Genomic DNA, 15,929 nt, shown 5'->3' on the forward strand with positions numbered 1-15,929 from the left:
CGGGGGCCCCGGATCGACGAACCGACGACAAAGGCACACAGTGAACCTGCGCAACCAGTGGCCAGTCCTGCCCATCGTGGCGGGGCTGGCCTCCGGCCTGTTGACCGGCTGCGGCTCGGAGGACGGTGCATCCGGGGGCACCGGCTCCTCCCTGGTGATGGGGATGTCCGACGACGTCCTCGCCACCGACCCCGCCTCCGGTTACGACCCCGGCTCCTGGCTGTTGTTCAACAACGTCTTCCAGTCGCTGCTCAGCTTCCCCAAGGGCGGCACGGAGCCCGAGCCGGAGGCGGCGAAGCAGTGCACCTTCACCGACACCCAGGCGATGGTGTACAAGTGTGAACTCAAGGACGGGCTGAAGTTCAGCAACGGTGACGCCCTCACCTCCGAGGACGTCAAGTTCTCCTTCGACCGCACGCTGAAGATCGACGACGCAGCCGGCCCGGCGATCATGTTCCCGATGCTCGACAAGGTCGAGACACCCGACGCGAAGACGGTCGTCTTCCGGCTCAAGGTCCCGGACGCCACCTTCCCCAGCAAGGTCGCCTCCGGCGCCGGCTCCATCGTCGACCACCGCCAGTACGACGCGAACGGCCTGCGCACCGACGACAAGGCCGTCGGCTCCGGGCCGTACAAGCTGGACTCCTTCGACAAGGAGGAGGCGGTCTTCTCCGTCAACTCCAACTACCGGGGCACCGCCAAGGCCAAGAACTCCGGCATCACCCTGAAGTTCTTCCACGGCGACCGGGCCGCCCTGAAGAAGGCCCTCGAGAGCGGCGACGTCGACATCGCCTACCGAGGCCTGTCCGCGAGCGACATCGCCGACCTGGACCAGCAGGACGGCAGCAAGGGCATCGACGTCATCGAGGGCAACAGCGCCGAGGTCCAGCACCTGGTCTTCAACATGAAGGACCCGGTCGCCGGCAAGCTCGGCGTCCGCAAGGCCATGGCCTACCTCCTCGACCGCGACGCCCTGGTCAGGAACGTCTACCAGGACACCGCCACCCCGCTGTACTCGATCGTCCCGGCCGGCATCGCGGGCCACAACACGGCCTTCTTCGACACCTACGGAGCCCGCCCCTCCAAGGCGAAGGCCGCCGCCGCGCTGCGCGCCGAGGGCATCACCGGCAAGGTGAAGCTCACCCTGTGGTCCACGCCGTCCCGCTACGGCCCCGCCACCGACGACGAGCTGAAGGCCATCGCCGGCCAGCTCAACGCGAGCGGACTGTTCCAGGCCGACGTCAAGTCCGTCGCCTTCGACCAGTACGAGAAGGACATCGCCCAGGGCAAGTACGGCGTGTACGTGAAGGGCTGGGTGCCCGACTACCCGGACGCCGACAACTTCACGGCGCCCTTCTTCGGCAAGGACAACGTGCTGGGCAACAACTACAGCAACAGCACGATCACCGGCTCCCTCATCCCCGGCACGGCCGCGCAGCGCGACCGCTCCGCCACCGACAGGGACTTCGGGAAGCTCCAGGACATCGTCGCCGACGAGCTGCCCGTCCTGCCGGTGTGGCAGGCCAAGCAGTACGCGCTCGCCCGTGACGGCGTCTACGGCCTGGAGTACTGCCTGGACGCCTCGACGGTGTTCCGGTTCTGGGAGCTGAGCAAGGGCTGAGCGGCACCTACGCGCAGGGCGCTGTGTCCTCCTCCGGAGGAGGACACAGCGCCCAGTGCTCTGTACCGACCCCTACTGCGCGCCAGGGCGCACCAGCCCGCTCTCGTACGCGTACACCGCGGCCTGCACCCGGTCCCTGAGGCCCAGCTTGGTCAGCACGTGCCCGACGTGCGTCTTCACGGTGGTCTCGCTGACGAACAGGTCGGCGGCGATCTCGGCGTTGGACAGCCCCCGCGCCACCAGCTTCAGCACCTCCACCTCGCGGTCGGTGAGCGTGTGCAGGGTGTCCGGCACGGGCTCCTCGCCGGAGGGCAGATGCGTGGCGTACTTGTCCAGCAGACGGCGGGTGATGCTCGGCGCCAGCATGGCCTCACCGGCCGCCACGACCCGGATCGCCTGCACCAGCTCGTTGGCGGGCGCGTCCTTGAGCAGGAAGCCGCTCGCCCCGGCCCGCAGCGCCTCCACCACGTACTCGTCCAGGTCGAACGTGGTCAGCACGAGCACCTTCGCCGGGCCGTCCCGCCCCGGACCGGAGATCTGCCGGGTCGCCTCCACCCCGTCCATCCGCGGCATCCGGATGTCCATGAGCACGACATCGGGCTGCAGGGCGCGCACCTGGTCGAGGGCCTGCAGGCCGTCACCGGCCTCGCCCACGACCGCGATGTCCTGCTCGGCCTCCAGGATCATGCGGAAACCGGTACGCAGCAGTGGCTGGTCATCGACCAGTAGGACGCGGATGGCCACGTGACACTCCTTCGCTAGTCCGGCCCCATTCTGCCCTGCGCAGGATCAGCGGTCCGCCGCCGGGCTCACCCCGCACCGGACTCCGGCGCCCGCACCGGCAGCGGATAGGGCGGGGGAGTGCCGCCGAACTCCGGGCAGTGCGCCTGGTGATCGCACCAGCCGCACAGCTTCGTCGGCCGGGGCCGCCACTCACCGCTCTCCGTGGCCTGCCGGATGGCCTCCCACAGGGCGAGCAGCTTGCGCTCCACCCGCTCCAGGTCGGCGAGGACCGGGTCGTACGTCAGCACGTCCCCGCTGCCGAGATAGACGAGCTGGAGCCGGCGCGGGACCACCCGCTTCAGCCGCCACACCACCAGGGCGTAGAACTTCATCTGGAACAGCGCGCCCTCGGCGTACTCCGGTCGCGGCGCCTTGCCCGTCTTGTAGTCGACGATCCGCACCTCACCCGTGGGCGCCACGTCCACCCGGTCGATGATCCCGCGCAGCCGCAGTCCCGACTCCAGCTCGGCCTCCACGAACAGCTCCCGCTCGGCGGGCTCCAGCCGCGACGGGTCCTCCAGCGTGAACCAGCGCTCCACCAACTGCTCGGCCTCACCGAGCCAGCGCGCCAGCCGTTCCCCCTCGGGATCGTCGGCGAACAGCTCACCGACCTCCGGCCTGCTCTCCCGCAGCCGGTCCCACTGGCCCGGGATCAGCGCCTTGGCCTGCGGCGCGGTCCGCTCCCCGGCGGGCGCGTCGAACAACCGCTCCAGCACGGCATGCACCAGCGTGCCCCGGGTCGCCGCCTCGCTCGGCTTCTCCGGCAACCGGTCGATCACCCGGAACCGGTACAGCAACGGACACTGCATGAAGTCACTGGCGCGGGACGGCGACAACGAGGTCGGCGCCATGGCGGCACGCTCACCCACCGACCCGGCGGCCGCACCGCTGCCGCCAGCTGCCTCTGTGTCCTGGACCGCGCCGGGCCGTGCCCCCGCGTCCTCGATGCTGCTGTCCATGACCCCAGACCATACGGCCCGGCACTGACAGTGACCCAGCCGTGTGCGGCGTCGGGCATGCCACGGCGGGGCAAACACAGGGGGTGCCGGGGCGGAAGGTGTCACCACGGCCGCATACCATCGACCCAGACCCTTCCGGCCGGTTGGCGCGGAGGACGCTTCGAACGAGGGGACAGCGTGGACGTGAGCGGCGGGAGCGGGCAGCCGCGGTCCGGCAACGACGAGCCGGCCGAGCACCCCGCAGGTCCTACGGCCCCGGCGACCGGACCCACCGACCACCCCGGGCCCGAGCCCCACGACGCCCCGACACCCCCGCCTTCCGCGGACCGGGACCCGGACACCACCGGAGACACCCCGACCGAGAGCCCGGACCCTGCGACCGGCGAGGACGCAGGGGACGCCAGGGACACCGGGGCCGACGGGACCGACGGGGCCCGCGAAGAGGCGCCCGCCACCGGCCCCCGTACCGGATCCGGCGAGCACCGGACCCTCGCCCACTCCGGGATCGCCAAGGGCGAGCCGCCCCAGCCGCCCGCCAAGGAACCCGGTGGCGGCATCCTCATGGGCCGCCCCTTCGGTGTGCCGGTGTACGTCGCGCCGAGCTGGTTCCTGGTCGCCGCGCTGATCACCTGGGTCTTCGGCGGCCAGCTCGACCGCGTACTGCCCGAACTCGGTGCCGCCCGCTACCTGGTGTCCCTGTTCTTCGCCGTCGCCTTCTACGCCTCCGTGCTGGTCCACGAGCTGGCCCACACGGTCGCCGCGATCCGCTTCAAACTCCCCGTCCGCCGCATCCAGCTCCAGTTCTTCGGCGGCGTCTCCGAGATCGAGAAGGAGGCCGAGACCCCGGGCCGGGAGTTCGTCCTCGCCTTCGTCGGGCCGCTGCTCTCACTCGTCCTCGCCGGACTGTTCTACCTGGCCATGAAGCCCGTGGAGCCCGACACCGTCCCGGGCGTCCTGCTGGCCGGCCTGATGATCTCCAACCTCATCGTCGCCATCTTCAACCTGCTGCCGGGCCTGCCCCTGGACGGCGGCCGTATGCTCCGCGCCGTCGTCTGGAAGATCACCGGCAAGCCCATGAGCGGCACCGTCGCCGCCGCCTGGGTCGGCCGCGCCCTCGCCATCTCGGTCCTGATCGGCCTCCCGCTGCTCAACCAGACCGGCGCCCTCGGCGGTGGCAACGAGGACATCAGCGGCATGGACACCGTCACCGACGCCCTGCTCGCCGCCATCCTCGCCGCGATCATCTGGACCGGAGCCGGCAACAGCCTGCGCATGGCCCGGCTGCGTGAACACCTCCCCGAGCTGCGCGCCCGCACCCTGACCCGACGCGCCGTACCGGTCCAGACCGACACCCCGCTCTCCGAAGCCCTGCGCCGCGCCAACGCCGCCGGCGCCCGCGCCCTGGTCGTCGTCGACGCCGACGGCAACCCCCTCTCCCTCGTCCGCGAGGCCGCCATCGTCGGCGTACCCGAGCACCGCCGCCCCTGGGTCGCCGTCAGCGGCCTCGCCCAGGACCTGACCGACGGCATGCGGGTCTCCGCCGAGCTGTCCGGGGAGGAGCTGCTGGACGCCCTGCGGGCCACCCCGGCGACCGAGTACCTGGTGGTCGAGGAGAGCGGCGAGATCTACGGCGTCCTGTCCGCCGCGGACGTCGAGCGCGCCTTCGTGAAAGCCATGGCCCGCCCCGCCTCCTAGTGGTCGGCGGCCCCCTCAGGTGCCGGTAGGCTGGTCACATGTCCGAACCGACCGGTGCCGCCCGCAGGCGCGGGCCCTTCAAGGTCGGGGACCAGGTTCAGCTGACCGACCCCAAGGGCCGCCACTACACGTTCACGCTCGAAGCCGGGAAGAACTTCCACACCCACAAGGGCTCCTTCCCGCACGACGAACTGATCGGCGCTCCCGAGGGCAGCGTTGTCCGCACCACCGGCAACGTCGCCTACCTCGCGCTGCGCCCCCTGCTCCCCGACTACGTCCTGTCCATGCCCCGCGGGGCAGCCGTCGTCTACCCGAAGGACGCGGGGCAGATCCTCGCCTTCGCCGACATCTTCCCCGGCGCCCGCGTCGTGGAGGCCGGCGTCGGCTCCGGCTCGCTCAGCAGCTTCCTGCTGCGCGCCATCGGCGACCAGGGCATGCTGCACTCCTACGAGCGCCGCGAGGACTTCGCCGAGATCGCCCAGCAGAACGTCGAGCGCTACTTCGGCGGCCCGCACCCCGCCTGGCAGCTCACCGTCGGCGACCTCCAGGACAACCTGTCCGACACCGACGTCGACCGCGTCATCCTCGACATGCTCGCCCCCTGGGAGTGCCTGGAGGCCGTCTCCAAGGCACTCGTCCCCGGCGGCATCCTGTGCTGCTACGTGGCCACCACGACCCAGCTCGCCCGGACCGTCGAGTCCATCCGGGAGATCGGCTGCTTCAACGAGCCGACCGCCTGGGAGACGATGATCCGCAACTGGCACATCGAGGGTCTCGCCGTCCGCCCGGACCACCGGATGATCGGCCACACCGGCTTCCTGCTCACCGCCCGCCGCCTCGCCGACGGCGTCGAGCCGCCCATGCGCCGCCGCCGCCCCGCCAAGGGCGCCTACGGCGAGGACTACGCCGGCCCCAACGCCGACGGCGGCTCCGGCCGCTGACCGGCCCCGCACCGAGCACAACGCAAGGGCGCCGTGCCCGAGTTCCCGATCGATCCCGGGAACCCGGGCACGGCGCCCGTCCGTTGACACGGCACCGGGATGCGTACGGCCCACGTGCGCGTGTGCTCTTCGCCTGCGGAAATCCGTAACGACCCCGCCGTTCCCCCGCTCTGTGACGTGTGGCACCATGCAGGCCACCCCCCGCCGGCACAGCCCTCACAGGAGACACTGCTAGTGCAGCAATCCGCCGTTCCGGAGCTCGCCCACACGCACACCCGGCCCATCCACTGGGTCGCCACCGCCACTGCCGTCGCCGGTGTGATCGCCCTGTCCTCCGTAGTGCAGCCCGGCTCGGCCACGGCCGCCCAGCCGGCCCCCGGCACCGAGGCCAAGTCCGCCCCCGCCGTCGTCGCACCCCCCAGCACGACAGGCGTGGACTTCCCCCTCGACTGCGGACCGGTCAAGGCGCTGGTGGTGAAGCAGGCCGCCGGCGACCTGGACGGGGACGGCAGACCGGAAACCGTCGCGGTCGTACACTGCGACGCCCCCATGGGCACCCCGCCCGACGGCGTCTACGTCCTCACCCGGGGCACGGACAGCGGCACGGCCCGCGTGGTCGCCACCCTCGTCGACCCCAAGGACCGCCTCACCGTCACCGACTTCGCGCTGCGCGCGCGGTCCGTCAGCGCCACCCTGCTCGGCTACTCCTCGTCCGACGTACCCAGTTGCTGCCCCGACGTGAAGACCCCGGCCAAGTGGCGCTGGAACGGCACCGCGTTCCTGCGCTCCACCCCGGCCGGGGCCCACAGCGTCTGACCCGGCGAGGGCCCGGACTCACTCCGCGTCGGGCCCGTACACCTCGACCTTGTCCGAAACCCGGCGTACGTGGATGCACTCGCCGGGACACTCCTTCGCCGAGTCCACCACGTCCATGAGCAGCGGCAGCGGCACCGGCGTCGTGGCCCCCTGGTGCACGAGCAGCTCGTCGTCCGCGCCCTTCACATAGGCCAGCCCGTCGATGTCCAGCTCGAACACCTCGGGGGCGTACTGGGCGCAGATCCCGTCGCCGGTACACAGGTCCTGGTCGATCCAGACCTCCAGCGCCTCCCCGCCCGGGGCCTCCTGCTGCACGGTCATCTCTCCTGCCGTCGATTCGCCAGGCGGTGCCCGAGGCGCGAAGGCCAGCCGGGTCCGCTCCAGCGGTTGTTGAACACCTCGACCCTACCTCCGCCCGCTTTCCGGCCGCGTTCGACGGGGTCCGGGGTTTCCTCCCGGGCCCCCTCGGGTACGACCGCCCGACCGGGGAAGGGAACCCCGGAGCCCGGGGGAACACTTCAAGCCACCCCGACGGTGACGCCGACCGTCCGAGCCGTCGCTCTGCGTGATGAACACGGGGGCGTCCGCAGCCCTGCCCGCGTACCGGACGACCGGCCCGGAACAGACAACTCCGGCCAGTCCTGAAGGGTTTTGACCATCCCCGACAAGGAACAAGCCGCTTCCGAATCACGTTGAGTGGGTATTCCCTCCGTGCGAGAGGGAGCGCACCGGGTGACCGACGACACACCTTGACAGTCTTTGTGATCTAGGGGTTTCAATCGACACCCACCCAGGTAGGGTCTGGAAGCGTCCAGCTCCCCTTGGAGGAGGTGAGGACCGTGGCAGCCCACGACGACGACATGAACCGCGGCATCCGCCCGGGACGAGGGTCCGACGACCCGGCCGGGCAGATCGCCTACCTTGAGCAGGAGATCGCCGTCCTGCGACGCAAGCTCGCCGACTCTCCGCGGCACACGAGGATTCTCGAAGAGCGGATCGTCGAACTGCAGACCAACCTGGCCGGCGTCTCCGCACAGAACGAGCGACTGGCCAACACCCTCCGCGAGGCCCGCGACCAGATCGTGGCCCTCAAGGAAGAGGTCGACCGGCTCGCCCAGCCGCCGGCCGGCTTCGGTGTCTTCCTGCAGGCCAACGAGGACGGCACGGCCGACATCTTCACCGGCGGCCGCAAACTGCGGGTGAACGTCAGCCCAAGCGTCGAACTCGACGACCTCAGGCGCGGCCAGGAGGTCATGCTCAACGAAGCGCTCAACGTGGTCGAGGCCATGGAGTACGAGAGCGTCGGCGACATCGTCACCCTCAAGGAGATCCTCGAGGACGGCGAGCGCGCCCTCGTGCTCGGGCACACCGACGAGGAGCGGGTGGTACGGCTCGCCGAGCCGCTGCTGGACGTCACCATCCGCCCCGGCGACGCCCTGCTCCTCGAACCCCGCTCCGGGTACGTCTACGAGGTCGTGCCCAAGAGCGAGGTCGAGGAACTCGTCCTCGAAGAGGTCCCCGACATCGGCTACGAGCAGATCGGTGGCCTCGGCAACCAGATCGAGGCGATCCGCGACGCGGTCGAGCTGCCGTACCTCTACCCCGACCTCTTCAAGGAGCACGAGCTGCGGCCCCCGAAGGGAGTCCTGCTCTACGGACCTCCCGGCTGCGGCAAGACGCTCATCGCCAAGGCCGTCGCCAACTCCCTGGCCAAGAAGGTCGCCGAAGTGACCGGCCAGGCCGCCGGCAAGAGCTTCTTCCTCAACATCAAGGGCCCCGAGCTGCTCAACAAGTACGTCGGCGAGACCGAGCGGCAGATCCGCCTCGTCTTCCAGCGTGCCCGTGAGAAGGCCAGCGAGGGCACCCCCGTGATCGTCTTCTTCGACGAGATGGAGTCGCTCTTCCGCACCCGCGGCTCCGGCGTCAGCTCGGACGTGGAGAACACCATCGTCCCGCAGCTGCTCGCCGAGATCGACGGCGTCGAAGGCCTGCAGAACGTGGTCGTCATCGGCGCCTCCAACCGCGAGGACATGATCGACCCCGCCATCCTGCGCCCCGGCCGGCTCGACGTGAAGATCAAGATCGAGCGTCCCGACGCCGAAGCGGCCAGGGACATCTTCGGCAAGTACCTCACCGAGCGGCTCCCGCTGCACGCCGACGACCTCGGCGAGCACGGCGGCAGCAAGGAGACGACCGTCCAGAGCATGATCCAGACGGCGGTCGAGCACATGTACGCCGAAACCGAGGAGAACCGCTTCCTGGAGGTCACCTACGCCAACGGCGACAAGGAAGTCCTCTACTTCAAGGACTTCAATTCCGGCGCCATGATCGAGAACATCGTGGGCCGCGCCAAGAAAATGGCGATCAAGGACTTCCTGGAGAAGAACCAGAAGGGTCTCCGCGTCTCCCACCTGCTCCAGGCCTGCGTGGACGAGTTCAAGGAGAACGAGGACCTGCCCAACACCACCAACCCGGACGACTGGGCCCGGATCTCCGGAAAGAAGGGCGAGCGGATCGTCTACATCCGTACCCTCATCACCGGAAAGCAGGGCGCCGACACCGGCCGCTCCATCGACACGGTGGCGAATACCGGTCAGTACCTGTAAAGGCAGGGCGGCTGCGGGTGCCCTCGACGGGTACCCGCAGCCGACTGTTTTTCAGGCCACGACCGGAGCAGGCAATGACGCAAATGATCTCCCCACCAGCGCAAAGGCGTTCTAGGCTCTTTCCTACCGCCGAGTCGCGCAGTGCGGGGACGGGCACCGCACACGCACCGGAGCTCCAGCGGTACTTGAGCGGCGCCCACGACCGAGGGTGCCGCCGGGCAAGGAGGGCCGCATGACCGTACGGCGAGTAATGGGCATCGAGACGGAGTACGGGATCTCCGTCCCCGGCCACCCGAACGCCAATGCCATGCTCACCTCATCCCAGATCGTCAACGCCTACGCGGCGGCGATGCACCGGGCTCGCCGGGCCCGCTGGGACTTCGAGGAGGAAAACCCGCTGCGAGACGCCCGCGGCTTCGACCTCGCCCGGGAAGCCGCCGACGCCAGCCAGCTCACCGACGAGGACATCGGCCTCGCCAACGTCATCCTCACCAACGGTGCGCGCCTCTACGTGGACCACGCCCACCCCGAATACAGCGCCCCCGAGGTCACCAACCCCCGCGACGCCGTCCTCTGGGACAAGGCCGGCGAACGGATCATGGCCGAGGCCGCCGAACGAGCCGCCCAGCTCCCCGGCGCCCAGCCCATTCACCTCTACAAGAACAACACCGACAACAAGGGCGCCTCCTACGGCACGCACGAGAACTACCTGATGAAGCGGGAGACCCCCTTCTCGGACATCGTGCGCCACCTCACGCCCTTCTTCGTCTCCCGCCAGGTCGTCACCGGCGCCGGTCGCGTCGGCATCGGTCAGGACGGCCACGAGCACGGCTTCCAGCTCAGCCAGCGAGCCGACTACTTCGAGGTCGAGGTGGGCCTGGAGACCACCCTCAAGCGCCCGATCATCAACACCCGCGACGAGCCCCACGCGGACGCGGAGAAGTACCGCCGCCTGCACGTGATCATCGGCGACGCCAACCTCTCCGAGATCTCGACCTACCTGAAGCTGGGCACGACCGCCCTGGTCCTGTCCATGATCGAGGACGGCTTCATCGCGGTCGACCTCGCAGTGGACCAGCCCGTCCGCACGCTCCACCAGGTCTCCCACGACCCCTCACTGAAGCGACTGGTCATCCTGCGTAGCGGCCGGACCCTGACAGCGGTCCAACTGCAGATGGAGTACTTCGAGCTGTCTCGCAAGTACGTCGAGGAGCGCTTCGGGGCGGACGCCGACGAGCAGACCAAGGACGTCCTCTCCCGCTGGGAGGACACCCTGAACCGGCTCGAGAACGACCCGATGAGCCTGGCCGGCGAGCTGGACTGGGTCGCCAAGCGAGAGCTGATGGAGGGCTACCGCCGCCGCGACGGCCTCGACTGGGACGCCGCCCGGCTGCACCTGGTCGACCTCCAGTACGCCGACGTACGCGCCGAGAAGGGCCTCTACAACCGTCTGGCGGCCCGCGGACGCATGAAGCGGCTGCTGGACGAGTCCGAGGTCGACAGGGCCCGTACCAAGCCGCCGGAGGACACCCGCGCGTACTTCCGCGGCCGCTGCCTGGAGCAGTACGCGGACGACGTGGCCGCGGCGAGCTGGGACTCGGTCATCTTCGACCTGCCCGGCCGGGACTCCCTCCAGCGCGTTCCAACCCTGGAACCGCTACGCGGAACGCGAAATCACGTCAAGGAGCTGCTGGACCGCTGTCGCACGGCAGAAGACCTGGTCAGGGTCCTGTCAGGCGGCTGAGCGCGAGGAGCCGGCACGTGCACCGTCCCGGGCGGACAGGGTGGAAATCCCACCGCCCGGGAATCATCGAGGTGGTCCCCGTACGTTGTCGAAACTGCGGGGCCGATGTCGGACCCGGCTTGTAGGGTCTGATCATCACCGATCGGCAGGCGAACTGAGCGGGGTGAGGGTTATGGCGACCAAGGACACCGGCGGCGGGCAGCAGAAGGCGACGCGCTCCACCGAGGAGGTCGAGGAGCAGGCGCAGGACGCGCAGGCTTCCGAGGACCTCAAGGAGCGGCACGAGAAGCTGAGCGATGACGTGGACTCCGTCCTGGACGAGATCGACGATGTCCTCGAGGAGAATGCGGAGGACTTCGTTCGTAGTTTCGTTCAGAAGGGCGGCGAGTAACCTTCGATTCGATGGTTGCGGGGGCGCTCGGGTTGGTGAACGAAGAGGGTATGAAGCGTTGCGTGCGGTGTGGTGAGTACAAGCCGCGCGCAACGCTCGCCTGCAAGCGCTGCGAACCCGGATGGCTTGCAGCGGCATTGCCGGGACTCCCGCAACGCATGTGGATCACTGCCGAATGACGGGTAGGGTCCCTGGCGTACTGTGCTTCAACTGCAATTCCGGCCTCGGCCTGTTGAGGGACGATCCCGAAGCGATGCACCGAGCTGCCGACTACCTGGAAGGAAACGCGTGGAAGCCAACACTCGTAGCACCGGGCGTCTACCAGCTGCCTTCCTGACGCCTGGGTCCTCTTCGTTCATGGACTTCCTGTCGGACCACCAGCCGGAGCTACTGCCCGGCAACCGGCAGCTGCCGCCCACGCAGGGCGTGATCGAGGCGCCGCACGGGACGACCATCGTGGCCGTGACGTTCCCCGGTGGCGTGGTGCTCGCCGGTGACCGCCGGGCCACGATGGGCAACGTGATCGCGCAGCGGGACATCGAGAAGGTGTTCCCGGCGGACGAGTACTCGGCCGTCGGTATCGCCGGCACCGCCGGTCTGGCCGTCGAGATGGTCAAGCTCTTCCAGCTGGAACTGGAGCACTTCGAGAAGGTCGAGGGTGCCCAGCTGTCGCTGGAGGGCAAGGCGAACCGGCTGTCGACCATGATCCGTTCCAACCTCGGCATGGCCATGCAGGGCTTGGCGGTGGTGCCGCTGTTCGCGGGGTACGACCTGGATCGGGAGAGGGGCCGCATCTTCTCCTACGACGTCACGGGCGGTCGTTCCGAGGAGCACAACTTCGCGGCGACGGGCTCCGGCTCGATCTTCGCGCGGGGTGCGATGAAGAAGCTGTTCCGCGGTGACCTGACCGAGGAGCAGGCCACGACCCTGGTGGTCCAGGCCCTGTACGACGCGGCTGACGACGACTCGGCGACCGGTGGTCCCGATGTCGCCCGCCGGATCTACCCGATCATCACGGTGATCACCGAGGACGGTTTCCGCCGGCTCTCCGAGGACGAGGCCTCCGAGCTGTCCCGTGCGGTGCTCCAGCACCGCCTGGAGGAGCCGGACGGCCCCAAGGCCGCCCTGCTCTGAGCGCGGGCCCGTTCTTATCGAGGTGATCCAGTGACCATGACAGAAAGGGACGGATAACCGGTGTCGACGCCGTTCTATGTCTCACCCCAGCAGGCCATGGCCGACCGGGCGGAGTACGCCCGGAAGGGCATCGCCCGCGGTCGCAGCCTGGTCGTGCTGCAGTACGCCGACGGCATTGTGTTCGTCGGCGAGAACCCGTCCCGCGCGCTGCACAAGTTCAGCGAGATCTACGACCGGATCGGCTTCGCGGCCGCCGGTAAGTACAACGAGTACGAGAACCTGCGGATCGGCGGTGTCCGGTACGCCGACCTGCGTGGTTACACCTACGACCGGGACGACGTGACCGCCCGCGGTCTGGCCAACGTCTACGCCCAGACGCTGGGCACGATCTTCTCCTCCGCGGCCGAGAAGCCGTACGAGGTGGAGCTGGTCGTCGCCGAGGTGGGGGAGACCCCCGAGGGTGACCAGATCTACCGGCTGCCGCACGACGGTTCGATCGTCGACGAGCACGGCTCGGTGGCGGTGGGCGGCAACGCGGAGCTGATCAGCAACTACCTGGACCAGCGCCATCAGGACGGTATGACCCTGGCGGAGGCGCTGAAGCTGGCTGTGCAGGCGCTGTCCCGTGAGTCGAACGGCACGCAGCGGGAGATCCCCGCCGAGCGGCTGGAGGTCGCGGTGCTGGACCGCACCCGCCCGCAGTCGCGCAAGTTCAAGCGCATCGTCGGCCGCCAGCTCGGCCGCCTCCTGGAGGAGAACGGTGCGGCCACGGAGGCGGAGAGCTCCGAGGAGGAGGGCTCCGAGGAGGAGTAGGCCCCGTCTCGTCCCGCTCTGGTGTGCCCCGTCCGGTTCTCCGGTCGGGGCACACGGCGTTCAGGGCGTGCGAGGCGGCGCCGTGGAGGCCCGTACGACCAGTTCCACCGGAATGTCCCCGTGCTCGGGCTCCCGGCCCTCCAGGACGGCCAGCAGGGCCTCCATTCCGCGTTCCCCGAACAGTTCGGCGTCGAGTCGTACCGTCGTCAGCTCGGGGTCGAGGGCCGTGGCCAGGGCCAGGTCGTCCAGGCCGGTCACGGAGACGTCGTCCGGCACGCGCAGGCCCAGGCGGCGCAGGGCCTTGTAGGCGCCGGCGGCGAGTTTGTCGTCGTCGCAGACCACCGCGGTCGGCCGGGGGCCGGGGGCGGTGAGCGCGGCCTCGGTGGCGGTCAGGGCGCCCTCGATGGAGATGGGTGCGGGGGCGGTACGGATCTCCGTCCCGGGTACGGCGGCGAGGCGTGCCGCCAGTTCCCGGGCGCGCATCTCGAACGTCCAGGAGGGCACGTCGGCGGCGAGGTGCAGGATGCGGCGGTGGCCGAGGGCCAGCAGGTGCTCGGCGACCTGGCGGACGCCGTCGGCGATGTCCAGGTTCACGGTCGCCGCGCCGAGGCTGCCCTCGGGGTCGCTGTCGAGCATGACCAGGGGGAGCTGGTCGCCGCGGATGGCGGTGAGGGCGTCGGCGGCCATGGAGGAGGCGATGACGCCGTCCAGGGCGGCCTGTGCGGAGGCGAAGGGGTCGCGGGCGGGGCCGATGCCTTCGGGGGAGGGGTAGAGGACGACGCCGAAGCCGTGCCGGGCGGCGACTCGTGCGGCGCCCGTGTAGACGCCGGCGAAGAACTCGGTGGTGAGCGCGGGGACGACGAGCAGCACGGTGCGGGTGCGGCCGAGGCGCAGGTTGCGGGCGGCGAGGTTGGGCCGGTAGCCCAGTTCGCGTGCGGCCTCGCGTACGCGCTCTGCGGTGGTCTCGGAGACCCGGCCGCGCCACTTGTCGCCCAGCACGAGCGAGACGGCCGCCTGGGAGACGCCGGCCGCCTGTGCGACGTCACGGCTGGTCGGGCGCGTGCTGCTGCGTGCCACCGTGGGCCTGCTCCTTCGTGTGGACGTGTGAACAGCGCACATGGTACGTATGAGAGGGGACGTTATACGTAACACTTGGAGGCGGGACATGGCCGCGGGATACCTGGAGATCCTCAGGGCGAGGCACGCGGCCCGCCTGCTGACCGGCACCCTGGTGGGCCGGCTGCCGAACGCGACCGCGGCTATCGCGCTGGTGCTGTTCGTCCGCGCCGAGGGCGGCACGTACAGCCTGGCGGGCGCCCTCGCGGCCGTGTACGGCGTCGCCAACGCGGTGGGCCAGCCGGTGCTGGGCCGTCTCGTGGACCTGTACGGGCAGCCGCGCGTCCAGCTGCCCGCATCCGTCCTGTCCGCCCTCGCGATGACGGCCTTCGCCTTCTCCGGCACCGACCCGCTGCCCGTGGCGTACTGCACTGTCGCGGCGGCCGGCCTGTTCACCCCGCCCCTGGAGGGCGGCCTGCGTGCCCTGTGGCCGTCCGTGCTGCGCCGCGAGGAGCAGGTGCACACCGCGTACGCCATGGACGCCGTCGCGCAGGAAGTCATGTTCACGGTGGGCCCGTTGCTGGTGACCCTGTGCGTGTCGCTGTGGTCGGAGCGTGCGGCCCTGCTGGTGCTCAACGTCGTCGGGGTGCTCGGTGCCCTGTCCGTGGTCGTCTCGCCGCCCTCGCGCGCGTGGCGTTCGGCCCCGCGTGAGGCACACTGGTTGGGCGCCCTGCGCTCGCCGGGCCTGCTGGTGCTGCTCGGTGCCTTCCTGTTCGTGGGCATCGCGCTCGGCTCCATCACCGTGGCCTCGGTGCCCTACGCCGACGCCCACGGCGGTGACGCGGTCTACGGCTGGCTGATGGCCGCGCTGGGCCTCGGGGCTCTCGTCGGCGGCAGCGTCTACGGCGCGCGCCAGTGGAGCGGTACGCCCGAACGGCGACTGCGGATCCTGGTGGCGCTTCTGGCGGTGTGTTACCTGCCGCTGCTGCTGATGCCCGGCGCGGTGGCCATGGTGCTGCTCACGGTGGTCTCCGGAGTGTTCCTGGCCCCGTGCATCGCCTGCGCGTTCATCATCGTCGACCGGCACGCCCCGAGGGGGACCGTCACCGAGGCGTTCTCCTGGCTTGTGACGACGTTCACCGTGGGTGCCTCGGTCGGAACGGGGCTGGCGGGCCCGGTGGTCCAGGCCGGTGGCGCGCTGTGGGGATTCGCGCTTCCGGGCGTCGCGGGGGCCGTGTCCCTGCTGGTCCTGCTCGCCACCGGACGGGTCCTCGCAGCTCCCGTGCGGAGCGGGGTTGTTGCGGCTTCATCGGAAAATGATCCAAATCGTGCTGCCGAACCCCGTTTCAGCTCAGGGGATCGGGCGTAAT

At 69.9% G+C, this 15,929-nt stretch carries 14 protein-coding genes and 1 pseudogene; 11 read left to right on the forward strand and 4 right to left on the reverse strand.

The genetic code is table 11. The annotated features are described in order from the left end of the window. Positions 1 to 40 precede the first annotated feature (40 nt). Positions 41 to 1,621, forward strand: a complete 1,581-nt coding sequence (locus tag BEK98_RS13970) for an ABC transporter substrate-binding protein (RefSeq protein WP_094216818.1) — start codon at positions 41 to 43, stop codon at positions 1,619 to 1,621. 72 nt (positions 1,622 to 1,693) lie between these two features. Here the strand turns inward: BEK98_RS13970 and BEK98_RS13975 are convergent, their stop codons facing one another. Together BEK98_RS13975 and BEK98_RS13980 are read right to left on the reverse strand one after the other, a co-directional pair. Next, positions 1,694 to 2,365, reverse strand: a complete 672-nt coding sequence (locus BEK98_RS13975; protein ID WP_094216819.1) for a response regulator — start codon at positions 2,363 to 2,365, stop codon at positions 1,694 to 1,696. Positions 2,366 to 2,430: 65 nt separating this feature from the next. Next, the gene (locus BEK98_RS13980; protein ID WP_094216820.1) at positions 2,431 to 3,363 is read right to left on the reverse strand and encodes a RecB family exonuclease; all 933 of its coding nucleotides are present in this window, start codon (positions 3,361 to 3,363) and stop codon (positions 2,431 to 2,433) included. A 177-nt stretch (positions 3,364 to 3,540) separates the two neighbouring features. Between BEK98_RS13980 and BEK98_RS13985 the strand changes: the two genes are divergently transcribed. From BEK98_RS13985 to BEK98_RS13995, 3 genes are all read left to right on the forward strand, one after another. Then, entirely contained in the window at positions 3,541 to 5,058 is a 1,518-nt protein-coding gene (locus tag BEK98_RS13985) for a site-2 protease family protein (protein ID WP_094216821.1), read from the forward strand. Positions 5,059 to 5,096: 38 nt separating this feature from the next. Next, positions 5,097 to 5,999 (forward strand): tRNA (adenine-N1)-methyltransferase, encoded by a 903-nt coding sequence (locus tag BEK98_RS13990; RefSeq protein WP_067031713.1) that lies wholly within the window; start codon positions 5,097 to 5,099, stop codon positions 5,997 to 5,999. Positions 6,000 to 6,233: 234 nt separating this feature from the next. After that, the gene (locus BEK98_RS13995; RefSeq protein WP_094216822.1) at positions 6,234 to 6,815 is read left to right on the forward strand and encodes a hypothetical protein; all 582 of its coding nucleotides are present in this window, start codon (positions 6,234 to 6,236) and stop codon (positions 6,813 to 6,815) included. An 18-nt stretch (positions 6,816 to 6,833) separates the two neighbouring features. Here the strand turns inward: BEK98_RS13995 and BEK98_RS14000 are convergent, their stop codons facing one another. Next, the gene (locus tag BEK98_RS14000; RefSeq protein ID WP_094216823.1) at positions 6,834 to 7,136 is read right to left on the reverse strand and encodes a ferredoxin; all 303 of its coding nucleotides are present in this window, start codon (positions 7,134 to 7,136) and stop codon (positions 6,834 to 6,836) included. Between the two features lie 518 nt (positions 7,137 to 7,654). On the opposite strand from BEK98_RS14000, the gene arc reads away from it, so the two are divergent. The 6 genes and pseudogenes from arc (at position 7,655) to prcA (ending at position 13,503) form a co-directional block, all read left to right on the forward strand. Beyond that, on the forward strand, positions 7,655 to 9,421 hold the full coding sequence (gene arc, locus BEK98_RS14010; protein ID WP_094216824.1) for a proteasome ATPase: 1,767 nt from the start codon (positions 7,655 to 7,657) through the stop codon (positions 9,419 to 9,421). Positions 9,422 to 9,653: 232 nt separating this feature from the next. Further along, complete coding sequence (dop, locus tag BEK98_RS14015; protein ID WP_341868971.1) at positions 9,654 to 11,165, forward strand: depupylase/deamidase Dop; 1,512 nt, start codon at positions 9,654 to 9,656, stop codon at positions 11,163 to 11,165. A 172-nt stretch (positions 11,166 to 11,337) separates the two neighbouring features. Beyond that, positions 11,338 to 11,556, forward strand: a complete 219-nt coding sequence (locus BEK98_RS14020) for a ubiquitin-like protein Pup (RefSeq protein WP_020939002.1) — start codon at positions 11,338 to 11,340, stop codon at positions 11,554 to 11,556. A gap of 148 nt (positions 11,557 to 11,704) precedes the next feature. After that, positions 11,705 to 11,893 (forward strand): annotated as a pseudogene (locus BEK98_RS14025) (endonuclease domain-containing protein); the annotation flags it as partial. Next, positions 11,845 to 12,690, forward strand: a complete 846-nt coding sequence (gene prcB / locus BEK98_RS14030; protein WP_094216826.1) for a proteasome subunit beta — start codon at positions 11,845 to 11,847, stop codon at positions 12,688 to 12,690. The pseudogene BEK98_RS14025 and the gene prcB, both read left to right, overlap by 49 nt. Positions 12,691 to 12,750: 60 nt before the next feature. Then, positions 12,751 to 13,503, forward strand: coding sequence for a proteasome subunit alpha (prcA, locus tag BEK98_RS14035; RefSeq protein WP_094216827.1), 753 nt, complete (start codon positions 12,751 to 12,753; stop codon positions 13,501 to 13,503). Positions 13,504 to 13,563: 60 nt separating this feature from the next. Here prcA and BEK98_RS14040 read toward each other — a convergent pair whose 3' ends face one another. Then, on the reverse strand, positions 13,564 to 14,580 hold the full coding sequence (locus BEK98_RS14040) for a LacI family DNA-binding transcriptional regulator (protein WP_167444157.1): 1,017 nt from the start codon (positions 14,578 to 14,580) through the stop codon (positions 13,564 to 13,566). 88 nt (positions 14,581 to 14,668) lie between these two features. Here BEK98_RS14040 and BEK98_RS14045 point away from each other — a divergent pair, with 88 nt between their 5' ends. Further along, a complete protein-coding gene (locus BEK98_RS14045) occupies positions 14,669 to 15,928 on the forward strand; it encodes an MFS transporter (protein WP_094216829.1) in 1,260 nt (419 codons plus the stop codon). Position 15,929: the final 1 nt, after the last annotated feature.

Origin of the sequence: Streptomyces diastatochromogenes (assembly GCF_002242805.1) — a bacterium.
Taxonomy (GTDB): Bacteria; Actinomycetota; Actinomycetes; order Streptomycetales; family Streptomycetaceae; genus Streptomyces; species Streptomyces diastatochromogenes.